The 13,506-nt window shown below is 28.0% G+C and carries 12 protein-coding genes; 9 read left to right on the top strand and 3 right to left on the bottom strand.

Going from position 1 to position 13,506, the window contains the following annotated elements; all coding sequences use genetic code 11:
• The first annotated feature begins 7 nt into the window (after nucleotides 1-7).
• Together M4I33_RS02170 and M4I33_RS02165 are read left to right on the top strand one after the other, a co-directional pair.
• Nucleotides 8-1,360, top strand: coding sequence for a VWA-like domain-containing protein (locus tag M4I33_RS02170; RefSeq protein ID WP_257915237.1), 1,353 nt, complete (start codon nucleotides 8-10; stop codon nucleotides 1,358-1,360).
• 85 nt (nucleotides 1,361-1,445) lie between these two features.
• Complete coding sequence (locus M4I33_RS02165; RefSeq protein WP_257915236.1) at nucleotides 1,446-2,102, top strand: hypothetical protein; 657 nt, start codon at nucleotides 1,446-1,448, stop codon at nucleotides 2,100-2,102.
• Between the two features lie 80 nt (nucleotides 2,103-2,182).
• Here M4I33_RS02165 and M4I33_RS02160 read toward each other — a convergent pair whose 3' ends face one another.
• A complete protein-coding gene (locus M4I33_RS02160; protein WP_257915235.1) occupies nucleotides 2,183-2,515 on the bottom strand; it encodes a HesB-like protein in 333 nt (110 codons plus the stop codon).
• A 97-nt stretch (nucleotides 2,516-2,612) separates the two neighbouring features.
• Nucleotides 2,613-2,942, bottom strand: coding sequence for a HesB-like protein (locus M4I33_RS02155; protein WP_257915234.1), 330 nt, complete (start codon nucleotides 2,940-2,942; stop codon nucleotides 2,613-2,615).
• A 158-nt stretch (nucleotides 2,943-3,100) separates the two neighbouring features.
• Between M4I33_RS02155 and M4I33_RS02150 the strand changes: the two genes are divergently transcribed.
• On the top strand, nucleotides 3,101-3,862 hold the full coding sequence (locus M4I33_RS02150; RefSeq protein WP_308367038.1) for an rRNA adenine N-6-methyltransferase family protein: 762 nt from the start codon (nucleotides 3,101-3,103) through the stop codon (nucleotides 3,860-3,862).
• A gap of 89 nt (nucleotides 3,863-3,951) precedes the next feature.
• Here M4I33_RS02150 and M4I33_RS02145 read toward each other — a convergent pair whose 3' ends face one another.
• Nucleotides 3,952-4,335: a MerR family transcriptional regulator gene (locus tag M4I33_RS02145; RefSeq protein WP_257915232.1), complete on the bottom strand. Its 384-nt coding sequence runs from the start codon at nucleotides 4,333-4,335 to the stop codon at nucleotides 3,952-3,954.
• Between the two features lie 155 nt (nucleotides 4,336-4,490).
• On the opposite strand from M4I33_RS02145, the gene M4I33_RS02140 reads away from it, so the two are divergent.
• The 6 genes from M4I33_RS02140 (at nucleotide 4,491) to M4I33_RS02115 (ending at nucleotide 12,046) form a co-directional block, all read left to right on the top strand.
• Nucleotides 4,491-5,660 carry an iron-containing alcohol dehydrogenase gene (locus M4I33_RS02140; RefSeq protein WP_257915231.1) on the top strand — a complete coding sequence of 390 codons (1,170 nt, stop codon included), beginning with the start codon at nucleotides 4,491-4,493 and terminating at the stop codon, nucleotides 5,658-5,660.
• Between the two features lie 309 nt (nucleotides 5,661-5,969).
• Nucleotides 5,970-8,624, top strand: a complete 2,655-nt coding sequence (gene adhE, locus M4I33_RS02135; RefSeq protein ID WP_257915230.1) for a bifunctional acetaldehyde-CoA/alcohol dehydrogenase — start codon at nucleotides 5,970-5,972, stop codon at nucleotides 8,622-8,624.
• Between the two features lie 134 nt (nucleotides 8,625-8,758).
• Nucleotides 8,759-9,736, top strand: coding sequence for a diaminopimelate dehydrogenase (locus tag M4I33_RS02130; protein ID WP_257915229.1), 978 nt, complete (start codon nucleotides 8,759-8,761; stop codon nucleotides 9,734-9,736).
• A 184-nt stretch (nucleotides 9,737-9,920) separates the two neighbouring features.
• Nucleotides 9,921-10,226, top strand: coding sequence for a hypothetical protein (locus M4I33_RS02125; protein WP_257915228.1), 306 nt, complete (start codon nucleotides 9,921-9,923; stop codon nucleotides 10,224-10,226).
• 144 nt (nucleotides 10,227-10,370) lie between these two features.
• Nucleotides 10,371-10,769 carry a hypothetical protein gene (locus M4I33_RS02120; protein WP_257915227.1) on the top strand — a complete coding sequence of 133 codons (399 nt, stop codon included), beginning with the start codon at nucleotides 10,371-10,373 and terminating at the stop codon, nucleotides 10,767-10,769.
• 269 nt (nucleotides 10,770-11,038) lie between these two features.
• The gene (locus M4I33_RS02115; protein WP_257915226.1) at nucleotides 11,039-12,046 is read left to right on the top strand and encodes a serine hydrolase; all 1,008 of its coding nucleotides are present in this window, start codon (nucleotides 11,039-11,041) and stop codon (nucleotides 12,044-12,046) included.
• Nucleotides 12,047-13,506: the final 1,460 nt, after the last annotated feature.

Here is a 13,506-nt window from a genome sequence, read left to right as displayed (position 1 = left end):
TAGAAAAATGATAGGGTTAAATAGTTTTGAAGATGAAAAAAATCTTTTATTAAAAGAAGTATTAGAATTTAAGAGTATTAATGATGTATCAGATATGTTTAAAAGAAGATTTTTTGATTTAGTTACAAAGGTAATAATAGATAACGTAAGCAGCGATGATAGTTTCTTTGGTAACTTTATGCTAAAAATAGAGAGAAAAATAAGACTTGATATAAGCTACCCTTTATCAACTATACCTGAAATATCAGGGTTTAAGATGAGTTTTAACCCTATATTATTTTTAAATGCAACTAAAAGGGAAATGGAAGCTTTATTTAAACACGAGATATATCATATTATGTTTAGCCACTACATAAGAGAAAAGGAACTTAGAGATTCTTATTCAAAGGAAGCTGTAAATATAGCTTTAGATATCTCTATAAATCAATTTATAAAGCATTTGCCTATGGATTGCAAAAGGCTTGACTCTATAAACTTAGAGTATAATTTAAATATGAAAGAAGATATGCCTATAGATTATTATGCTGAAAAAATAAACGAAGCTATAAAAATTAGAGAAAAGAAATCTAAAAAAGATAGCAAATCAAGTGACAAAGTTAAAAGAGAGTATGATATAGAGTCAGCACACGATGCTTGGGAAGATATAGAGATAGACTTAGATAGAGTAAAAGATTTAACTAAGAAGACAGCCCTAAGTTCTAATAAAGGAGATACTCCTATAAACATACTTAAAATTATAGAGAGCTATAGTGAAAAATCACAAATAACTTGGCAAAAACTATTAAAAAGAATGATTCCAACAGTTAAATCAGGATACAAAAAAACTATAGTTAGAAGAGATAGAAGGCAAAGCGATAGGGTTGACTTAAGAGGAAAGCTTAAAGATTCAGTTCCAGAAATAATAGTAGCTATAGATATAAGTGCAAGTATGACTCAAAAAGATATTGAAAAGATAATCATTGAGGTCCTTGGAATAATAAAAGGAAGAGTTGATAAAATAAAAATAATAGAGTGTGATAACGAAGTAAGAAGAGTTTATAACGTGAAAACTCCAAAAGATATTAAGCCAAGGTTTAATAATTCTGGAAGCACAAAATTTTCACCAGTTTTTGATTATATAAATAGAAATAATTTAAAAGAGAAACTCCTTATTTATTTTACAGATGGAGTCGGTGAAAAGGAACTTTTAGTTTCTCCTAAAAGTAAGAGGATAATCTGGGTTTTAACTGGAAAAGATGAACTTTCTTTAAATAACAGCTTCGGTATAATTAAAAAATTAAATAAAGATTCTGTAGAGGGTGAAGGTGGCTCTGCGGCTTTAAATATGATAAGAGGAGTTATCCACGATTGGGCTAGATAGAAGGGTTTAAAAGCCAAATATGAATAAATTGTTAGGAAAATATTCATCTTTATGATAGAATACTATTAGATAGGGAGGATTTGTTTTGAAAAAATATAGATCGTTATTATTAATAGTTCTTATTATTAGTTTTGGAATGAATATATATTTATCATACAAAAGAGATAAAGATGAATATAGAATAGGTGAGAAATCCTACAAGAATGCAGAGCTTATAAACACTAGAAATTCTAAAAATTTAGAAATTCTTAAAAATGCTATAGATAGTGGTAGTATACCAAACAGCAAATTATTAAATCTTTATTCAAACTATAAAACTATAGATGAAGCTTTAATAGAATTAATAAATGATTACTCATTTTACAGACAAAACATCATATTTAATTTTAATAAAAAAGATGTAAATGGTCTTAAGGTTTTAGAAAATGATATTTATGCAAGAATTTCTACATATTTAGAAAATATATTATTAAATATTATGAATACAAAAAAAGATAAGCTTGTTTTAGAGGGGAAATCTTTAGAAGATTTTAAAGTTTTATATGAATTAGCTTTAAACACAAATAAAAGTTATGTAGACTTTACAAATAATTATTTGAAAGATTTACAAAGCGAAGAAAAGCTTAAAAAATTCATAGATAAAAGGTATTATATAAATGTTATAGATAACATAAATACCATAAATTCAGAGTATAATGATTATGACTTTGTAAGTGAAATAAAAGTGCAAAAATTAAATTAAATTGTTTATAAACTCCTTTTGGGAGTTTTTCTTTTTATAAAAAAGCTTCCCCTAAATCTTAGAGGAAGCTTTTCTTAAAATTAGTGGCATCCGCCACCGCAAGAACCACAACCGTCTGATTCAGGTGAGTTGTTTGGTTTTAGAGTTAAACCTCTATCCCCATTTTCTTCTGATGATAATATAGTAAATCCACCATATTCATCAATCAATTCCTTTTTAGCTATAAAGTTAATATCAGCTATTTTTTCTAATAAGTCGCTATCTGATTGTTCATCCAGAACAATATTAAATACTGGGCCTCCTCAGCCAACGCCTGCTAAATTAATTCTGATATTAAAATCTTTAACTTCGTTTTGAACTAAAAAATCTTTAAATTCGTTGTAAGCTTCATCGCTTATAGTCATAAACTTCATAATCTTTTCCTCCTTTTCAAATATAAAAAATAGTGTATCAGTAATATTTTTTACTGATACACTACATAATATTACTACAAAATATTCCTATAGTAAATTAGTGACATCCACCACCGCAAGAACCGCATCCGCCTTCTGGTGCGATAACTGGTTTTAAGCTTAAGCCTCTTCCTTCATTTTCTTCTGATGATAGGATTATGAATCCACCGAAATCATCTATTAATCTTTTTTCTACGATAAAGTTAATATCGTTTATAGTTTCAACTACGTCGTCATCAGTAGCTTCGCTTATTTCGATGTTGAAAACAGGACCGCTACAAGCCATTCCGCCTAAATTAATTCTTATGTTGAAATCTTCTACTTTATTTTCTTCTAAGAAAGCTTTAAATTCGTTAAATGCTTCTTCACTTAAGTTTATGTTTTTCATAAAATAACCATCCTTTATTAATAAATTTTCTTAATAATATTGTATCATAATTTAAATCAAAGTCAAATGGTCGGAATTAAATAAAATAAAAACTATTTATTAAAAAGGTTTTTGGTTATAATATTATTAGATATAAAAGATTTGTGGTAATAGAAAGGATGGTTTTAGTGAAACCATATGAAAAAGAATTTGTTTTAGAAAAAATAAATGAATATAATAAAAAAATAAAATTAGGTAAAAGTGGAAAGCACGAAATTCTAAAAAAAGATGGGATAAAGGAAAATATGAATGGATATCTTCATGATATAGATGAAGATATAGATATACCAATTTTAGAACTTAGAAGTGATGATAAGTATTGGATGAGACTTGATATAAGAGAAGTTGAAAGTACTTATTTTATTATAAAAAATGCACATGGAAATGTTGGAGTAGTAGGTCTTGGACTCGGGTACACAGTAAACGAGATTGCAAAAAACCAAAAAGTTAAAAGCGTAACTGTATACGAATTTTCAGAAGATGTAATAAAACTTTACGAAAATAGTTTTAAAAAGAATCCTAAGATAAAAATAGTAAAAGGTGATGCTTATAAAGCTAAGGCTAAGACTTTTGATTATTTCTTTGTAGATATCTATGAATATAAACTAAGTGATAAAGTAGTTTCTGATTACGAATTTTTTAATAAACTTCACAAAATAGAAGATTACGTATTTTGGGGAGTAGAACACTTCTTATTAAGCTGTAGCTACGAAGAGATAGTTTGGGTTTATATCCCAGAGCTTTGGATGGATTTAAGTAAGAATATATTTTCGAGGGTACAAGAAGCAGGCTACTTAGAAACTTACAAACAATTAGATTCTAGTCTTGTACGAGAAGTATTAAGTAAATTTAAAAAGGTTTTAAATAGTGATATGGAATAAAGGTATTAGCACTAAAAATTTAGTGCTAATACCTTTTTATCTATATATTTAAAACTGTATTTATGATAAATAGATAGATATATTTAAAATTATAATTTTAAATTAGGATGTATGTCATTTTCATTTTTATAGTAGTAATTTATCTTATCATCTATTTTCTTTAGATTTAATTTAAGAGCGTCTAATTCTTTTAAGACCTCTTCTCTATGTTTAATTAGCATCTCTTTTCTAAGATTAAAAGTACTAGAGCCTTCAACGTACCAATCTATATACCTTTTTATTTCTTTTAATTGCATTCCTGTGTTTTTAAGGCAATGAATTAAACTTAACCATTCTAAATCTTGATCATTAAATATTCTATTTCCTTTTTCATTTCTCTTAATAAAAGGAAGTAAACCTTCTTTATCATAATATCTTATTGTGTATGAACTTAGCCCTGTTTTATCAGATACTTGCTTTACTGAATAACCCATAATAAATCCCCCTTAAGAAACATAAACTTATACTTAGTATACTATATATTTAAAAAAATAAAAAAAATAATAAAAGGTTGTTGACTTAGAGTTAACTCTAAAGTGTAGGATTTATATAAAGGATAAATTTTATAAGAATTTAGGAGGAATTAAAAATGAATTTTAATTATCACATGCCAACAAAATTACTTTTTGGAAAAGGGCAATTAAATAATTTACACAAAGAGGAATTACCAGGTAAAAAAGCTTTAATAGTAGTTTCATCAGGTAAATCAGTTAAAAAATATGGTTATTTAGAAAGGTTAGAAAAAGAATTAGAAAAAGCAAATGTTTCATATGTTGTATTTGATAAAATTCTTCCAAACCCAATAAAAAGCCACGTTATGGAAGGGGCGCTTTTAGCAAGAGAAGAAAAGTGTGACTTTGTTATAGGTCTTGGTGGTGGAAGCAGTATTGATAGTGCTAAAAGTATATCAGTTATGGCTACAAACGACGGAGATTATTGGGATTACATATCAGGGGGAACTGGAAAAGAAAAGCCTGTTAAAAATGATCCTTTAAAAGTTATAGCAATAACTACTACAGCTGGAACTGGAACAGAAGTAGACCCTTGGACAGTAATAACAAATGAAGATACAAATGAAAAAATAGGATTTGGATATGAAAAAACATTCCCAAGTATTGCAGTAGTTGATCCAGAACTTATGCTTTCAGTTCCTAAAAAGCTAACAGCTTATCAAGGATTTGATGCTTTATTCCATAGTACAGAAGGATATTTAAATAAAACTGCAAATACTATGAGTGATATTTACGCACTTAAAGCAATTGAACTTATAGGAAAGTCACTTAAAAAGGCTGTATTAAATGGAAATGATATAGAAGCAAGAAGTGATATAGCACTTGCAAACACTTTATCTGGGTTTGTTGAATCTACATCAGGATGTACTTCAGAGCATTCTATAGAGCATGCTTTAAGTGCTTATCATCAAGATTTAACTCATGGTGCTGGTCTTATAATGATAAGCGAAGCTTATTACACTTTTATAGCAAAAAGTGGAAAGTGTAATGAGAGAATGATTGATATGGCTAAGGCTTTAGGAAAAAAAGATGCAAAAGAAGCTATGGATTTCGTTAAAGTTTTATTAGAACTTCAAAGAGAGTGTGAAGTTAATGAATTGAAGATGAGTGATTTTAATATTGATAAGGATAATTTAGAAAAATACGTTAAAAATGCAAGAGAAACTATGGGAGGCTTATTCTTAGTAGACCCTATAGAAATAAATGATGAAGCGGTACTAAATATATTAAAAGATTCATATAGATAAATTAGATATACCTAATTTAAAAATCTTTATAAATAAAAAGAAGTTAAGAAAGCTAGGACTTTCCTAGCTTCTTTTTTATGCTTATAAAAATTAAAGTTAATATAAGAATAAATTTAAAAGAAAGAAATAATCTTAATTAAAAAAGTAAAATTTAAGATTTACTAAATTAAATTTCGTAATTATCCTTGATAAGTATTGAATAAATAGTGAGTTTTAAAATTTAGCTAGTTAAACTTTAAATCCTTAGTATAAAAAACTAGAAGTAGTAATAAACTAATCCTAGATTTTATTTAAGGAGGAGATTAATTCATGAAAGTAACTAATTCACAGGAATTATCAAAAAGAATAGAAGATTTAAGAGTCGCCCAAAGAGAATATGCAAAATATTCTCAAGAAGAGGTAGATGAAATCTTTAGAGCAGCTGCTATGGCTGCAAATAATGCGAGAATAGAACTTTCTAAAATGGCAGTAGAAGAGAGTGGGATGGGAATTGTAGAAGATAAAGTTATAAAAAATCATTTTGCAGCTGAATATATCTACAATCAATACAAAGATATGAAAACTTGCGGAATAATAGATGAGGACGATAGTTTTGGAATAACAAAGGTTGCGGAACCTATAGGAGTAGTAGCTGCTATAGTTCCTACTACAAACCCTACTTCAACAGCTATTTTTAAAACATTGATAGCTTTAAAAACTCGTAACGCAATCATTATTTCCCCACACCCTAGAGCAAAAAATGCAACTATAGCTGCTGCAAAAGTAGTTTTAGATGCAGCTGTTAAAGCTGGCGCACCAAAAGGAATAATAGGTTGGATAGATGAACCTTCTGTAGAGTTATCTCAAAAGGTTATGCACGAATCAGATATAATCTTAGCTACTGGGGGTCCTGCTATGGTTAAAGCAGCTTACTCTTCAGGAAAGCCAGCTATAGGGGTTGGTGCAGGAAACACTCCAGCTATCATTGATGAAACTGCACACATAAAAATGGCAGTTAACTCTATCCTTTTATCTAAAACTTTTGATAATGGAGTAGTTTGTGCGTCAGAGCAAAGCTTAATAATTATGGACGAAATTTATCACGAAGTTAGAAAAGAACTTATGGATAGAGGGGCTTACATATTAAACGAAAAGGAAAGAGAAGCTGTAGGTAAAATCATTCTTAATGAAAAAGGTGGACTAAACGCAAATATAGTTGGTCAATCAGCTTTTAAAATAGCAAGTCTTGCTGGAATCAAAGTTCCTGAAAACGCTAAAGTTTTAATAGGTGAAATTGAATCAGTAGAACTTGAAGAACCTTTTTCTCACGAAAAACTTTCTCCAGTTTTAGGGATGTATAGAGCTAAAACTTTTGAAGAAGCACTAAAAAAAGCTAGTAGGCTTATAGAACTTGGAGGTTTTGGTCACACTTCTGTTCTTTACACAAATGGAATTAAAAGTAGAGATAGAATAAAACTATTTGGTGAAACTATGAAAACTGCTAGAACTTTAGTTAATATGCCAGCTTCTCAAGGTGCTATAGGTGATATCTACAACTTTAAACTAGCTCCGTCTTTAACTTTAGGTTGCGGTTCTTGGGGAGGAAACTCTGTTTCAGAGAACGTTGGACCTAAGCATTTATTAAACATAAAGAGTGTAGCTGAGAGGAGAGAAAATATGCTTTGGTTTAGAGTTCCAGAAAAAACTTACTTTAAATATGGATGCTTACCTGTTGCCCTTAAAGAATTACATGATTTAGGTAAGAAAAAGGCATTTATAGTTACAGACAAAGTTTTATTTGAGTTAGGATATACAGATATAATAACTGAAGTTTTAGAGAGCTGTAACATTGACTTTAAGATATTTACAGACGTAGAGCCAGACCCAACTTTAGCAACAGCTAAAAAGGGTGCAGAAGATATGTTAAAGTTTAAACCAGATGTAATAATATCAGTAGGTGGCGGTTCACCTATGGATGCAGCTAAGATAATGTGGGTAATGTATGAACATCCAGACGTTAGATTTGAAGATTTAGCTATGAGATTTATGGATATAAGAAAGAGAGTATTTAAGTTCCCTGAACTAGGTCAAAAAGCTATGATGGTATCTATCCCAACTTCAGCTGGAACTGGCTCAGAAGTTACTCCGTTTGCAGTTATAACAGATGGAGATACAGGAGTTAAATATCCTTTAGCTGATTACGAATTAACTCCAAACATGGCTATAGTAGATGCAGAACTTATGATGAGTATGCCAAAGGGATTAACAGCAGCTTCAGGAGTTGATGCTTTAACACATGCTTTAGAAGCGTACGCGTCAGTATTAGCTTCTGAATACACTAACGGGTTAGCTTTAGAATCTATAAGATTAATATTTAAATATCTACCAGTAGCTTACGAAAACGGAAATGAAAACATCAAAGCTAGAGAGAAAATGGCACACGCAGCATCTATGGCTGGTATGGCATTTGCAAATGCATTCTTAGGCGTTTGTCACTCTATGGCACACAAACTAGGTGCATTCCACCACATACCTCACGGAGTTGCAAATGCGCTTTTAATAAACGAAGTAATTAAATTTAATGCAGAAGATGCACCTAAAAAGCAAACAGCATTCCCTCAATACAAATATCCTAATGCAAAATGGAGATATGCAAGAATTGCTGATTACTTAAACTTAGGTGGAGAATCAGAAGATGAAAAAGTAGAATTACTTTTAAAAGAAATAGATAACTTAAAAGAAAAGGTAGGAATGCCAAAGAGTATAAAAGAAGCTGGAGTTTCTAGAGATTCTTTCTATGCAACTTTAGATCAAATGGTTGAGCAGGCATTTGATGACCAATGTACAGGTGCAAACCCTAGATATCCTCTTATGAGTGAAATGAAAGAAATCTATATTAAAGTTTTTGAAAATAACTCTGTAACTAGTGAGGAATCAGAAGAAGTAGAATCATTAACTTTAGAAGAAGAGTCAGAAAGAGAATAAATCTACAAATTAAATGCTATTGCAAAGTTAACTTTGCAATAGCATTTTTTGTTTTATATAATTAAATAAGAATAAATGTAAAATTTATACAAATGAAACATAAAATAATATAAATCAAAAATGGGGGTAAAATAATGAAAAATTTCAAAGTCGGGATAGTTGGTTTTGGAAATCTTGGAAAAGGAGTCTTAAAAGCTATAAAGCAAAATGATGATATAGACTTAGTTGCTATTTTTACAAGAAGAAAACCAGAAGAATTTAAGGTCGAGGGGGTAAAATTTAAACATATATCTGAAATAGCAGATTATAAAGAGGAAATTGATGTAATGTTACTTTGCGGAGGCTCAGCTACAGACCTTCCAGAACAAGGACCTATGATAGGAGAGATATTTAACACTGTAGATAGCTTTGATACTCATGCTAATATACCTATGTATTTTAGCAAAATGGATAAGGTGTGTAAAAAGAATGATACATTAAGCCTTATATCAGTAGGCTGGGACCCAGGATTATTTTCTTTAAATAGACTTTTATCTTCTGTAATTTTACCAAAGGGCAAGGAATATACTTTTTGGGGAACAGGTGTAAGTCAAGGACATTCTGATGCTATAAGACGAGTTATTGGAGTTAAGAAAGGAATTCAATATACTATCCCTAAAGAAGAGGCTTTAAAAAAAGTAAGAAGCGGGGTAAACCCAGACCTTACAACTAGAGAAAAACATGAAAGGGTATGCTACGTTGTACCTTTTGATGGGGCTGATTTAAAATCTATAGAAAAAGAAATAAAAGAGATGCCTAATTATTTTTCAGATTACGATACTACGGTACATTTTATTTCAGATTCAGAATTTGATAAAAATCATAATACTATGAAGCATGGTGGATTTGTAATAAGAACAGGTGAAACAGGAAATGGCAACAAACAAAGAATAGAGTTTTCATTAGAACTTGAAAGTAACCCAGAATTTACATCAAATGTTTTAGTTTCTTATGCTAGAGCTATAAATAGACTTCAAAGAGAAGGTAAAAGAGGCGCTTTAACTGTGTTTGATATTCCTTTTTCATATTTAACAAATAAAACTAGTGAGGAATTAAGAAGAGATATGCTTTAAAAAGAGTGGCGATTGCCACTTTTTTTATTATTATTTAGTTTAATTGTAAATAAATTCTTAATATAAAAATAACTTGATGAAATAAGTAAAAATATGATATAAAATATACATAAGTAGTATAGAGTACTACATAAAAGGGACTGATAAACAACAAACTAAAGAGTAAGAAAGGTAAGGGGTTTATATGCAATTAGGATATTTAGATGAAAAAAAACTTTACAAATGGGAAAAAACTAGAAGAATAGGGAAAACTGGTTTTATTGCATCAAGAACGGGGATAGTAGCATTAGTTTATTTAATTATGACATTTTTAGTTAATAAAGGCTTTGGAAATATAACATTAAATGAAATAATAATATTCGTTTTATTTATAGCAGTAGTTTGTTATATGAATATCTCTACTTGGGCAAAACAAGAAAATTTATTTTTTCAGACTATAGCATTAAAAAAATATCAAAAAAAGTTTAACAAAGACGGCACTTTAAGATAAAAAGTGACAAAAAGATTTCAAACATAGGGCTAAAAATTAGTTTTTTTGTAAAGAAATAATTAGATTATATAGTTATAATAATATTAATTTAAGGCAATAATTGTAGATAGTAAAATTTAAATAGATATAAAGGATGTGTTTTTAATGGGCCACGATTTTTTAGAAATTAAAATTAGTTTAGTAGATTTATTAATGGAAAGTGCAGATGAAGAAAGAATAAGAGCTTTAGAGAGAAAAGCTATTGAAAATGATATTTTTGATACAGATAACGGAAAACCAATAGTTAGAAAAAATAAAGAAAGCTTAGGAGCTTATATAAATAGATATTCTTCAGAAATAATGAAGAACTTTTCAGAAGAAAAATATAGTATATTAAAATCTTTATACAGAGATTACAATAAATCTGGGGATAAATCACTAGTTAGTCCAGAGATAACTAAGAAAAAGAGTATTAAAGATTATAAGAAACATATAGCGGCAGGGGCTACAGCTACAGCAGTAGGGTTAGCTATTTTTAAAATGTTTAAAAGCAGAAAAAAATAGTTTTTCTCTGAAAATTGTGTGCCGCATTTTAGGGCTATATAAAGCTAGAGTACTAAAAGTATTCTAGCTTTTTTTTCGTTTTAAAACTAAAAATGATTATAAAAAGCTAAATATTAGATAGATTTAACTTAAAGTGATATTTAAACTTTTATTTTTATTTAAAATTATAGATTAGTAAAAATAAATTAAAGTAAATTAAAGTGGTTTAATTAATAATAATATGGGTAATTAATGTAAAAATGTAATATAATAGTTATGAGGAGGGTGGTATGAGAAAATTTATTGGTATTATTTTAGGGGTAATTGCTTTTGGTTTTATCGGTTTTACCTTGGCTGTTTTAGATGTTGGGAGTGTTAGTGGAGTTAAGATGGATGAAAATGTTGAGGATTATAAAAATAATAATATAGAAAATACTAAGCCCTTAGAAGAAGAACCTATAAGGGAAGAAGTTTTAACAGAAAAGGAAAAGCCAAAGGATACAAGTGATGAGGATTTTTTTAAGGCTATTAATGAAATTATAGTAGAAGAGTGCAGTAAATATGATTTTGATTATTCAGCAAGCTTTAGAGATATAAAAGAGGATAAGCATATTTATATAAAAGAAAGAAGAAGTAAATCAGCAAGTATGATAAAACCTTTTATTATGGTTGAAGTTTATAATCAAGTATCATATGGAAATCTAAAAATATTTGATAAAGTAAAATTAAAAGAAGAAGATAAGGCATTAGGAGATGGAGTATTAAAAGGAAAAGACGTAGGTAGTGAGTATACAGTTCGTGAGTTAGTAGAATATATGATTTCAAAAAGTGATAATACAGCTACAAACATGCTTATAGATTTAGTTGGTATGGAGAACATAAATAATACTATAGAAAGCTTAGGATTTAAAGATACTATTCTTAGAAGAAAGATGATGGATGAAGATAAAAAGGATGAAGGAATAGATAATTACACTTCTGTAAAGGATCTAGATAACCTTTTTTATAAATTATATAAAGGTGAATGCTTAGGGAATGAATATGATAAAGTTATGCTAGAGATGCTTATTAAGTGCGAAAACAACTCTAAGATTTTAAATAAATTACCTAAAAATATAGTTAGTGCACACAAAAGTGGTGAACTTAGAGGTGTGCAAAATGATGGTGGAATAATTTTCACGCAAAACGGAGACTACATTTTAAATATACTTATAGAGAGATGTAAAGAAAAAGAAGCTATAGAAGCTATAAGTACAATATCAGAAAAAATTTATTTTTTATTTCAGAGCAAAAAATAGCAGGTATTTAATTATGCCTGCTATTTCTTTATTGAAATTAAGGAGATGTTTTATGAAAAATCAAATCACTAAGTATAATTTAATATATCTATATGTAAAAAAAGGAATGAGGTTACAAATAAACTTAAAAAAAATTATAATATAAAATTAAACAAATGGTTAATAATAGAATTAAAGCCTTTTAAAAGCATTATAAGTAAGTATAATACTATTGTAGAAAAGTTTAGATTTTTTTGAAAATTTCAAATAATTTTTATAATTAGAAATATAAGTTTATAAAAACTCTAGGTTTGCATATTATACCTAAATTTAATGAAGAATTAAGGTTATTATAAGGTAAAATACTCAAGTCTAAAGTTTGAATTACGAAAATCTAATAGTGAGATAAGGTTAATTAATAAATAGTTTAACCTATACTCATAAAAATATATTTTTATTAATTAGGGGGAATTTCTATATATAAGGTTTAATGTTAATTCATAAATTCACATTTGTTTTAAGGAAAATATAAAGTTCTTGGGGAAGATACTAAATTTTAATTAAACAATAATACATTCATGCATTTAAAACTTAAAACTTAAAATTAAAAGTTATATAATGCTCTGGACAAGCAATATATTTTATTCTATATATTAAGATTGGACACCTTAATTTAAAGAAGTTTTTAATTTTAAGACTAAAAGGAATTTAGCGAAGTAAAAGGAATTAACTATCATTTTAAGTTATTAAAAGCACATATAAACATTAAATTAAAATCTTAGAAATTAATAATTAAAAATATATTTCTACTTTAATCTATAACGTAAATAAAAAGAAAAGCATTGATTTATAGAAGCAGAAATTGAAAGATTAATCTTAACAAAAGTTGATATTAGTAATAAAAATTATTTTATTAACAGTAACAATATTTCTTTAGGCAAGTATACAACGGGTAATTATGAAGCTAGATGTTTCAAACTTAACTAGTACGATATAAGTTATTAAAGTACAAGTTGGATATGAGTTAGATAAGGAAAAAAAGTTTGTATAAAAAGATAATATCTAAGGATATGATAACAAAGTCTGTTATCATTAGCTCCGAATACATGATTAACAACAGATAAGATATTAGTTTTAAACTAATAATTAAGTTAACTAAAGACAAAATGAAAAGATAATTAAAGACCTCTTTTTAATGAACACAAAAGTATGAAATATAATACTTTAATTTAGAATATACTTTTAAAGAACCTTTCAAGTTAAAAGCTAGAAAGGTTATAAAGCGTATTAAAAATAAAAAAAATTATTAAAAAATAAAAAAGCTATTTACAACGGATAATAATTATTATATAATAAAAAATGTAGAAGGGGTTGACGCCCAGATACATTAAAAAGTAAGTAGTAAATTAATAAATATTAAATATAAATGTGTTATAAGAAGAGGAGAGATTATTATGAAAAAATTTGTATGTACAGTTTGT

Origin of the sequence: Clostridium sp. LY3-2 (assembly GCF_024705715.1) — a bacterium.
Classification (GTDB): Bacteria; Bacillota; Clostridia; order Clostridiales; family Clostridiaceae; genus Clostridium.
The sequence above is the reverse complement of the archived record's forward strand: the minus strand, read 5'-3'. Positions and strand labels throughout refer to the sequence as shown.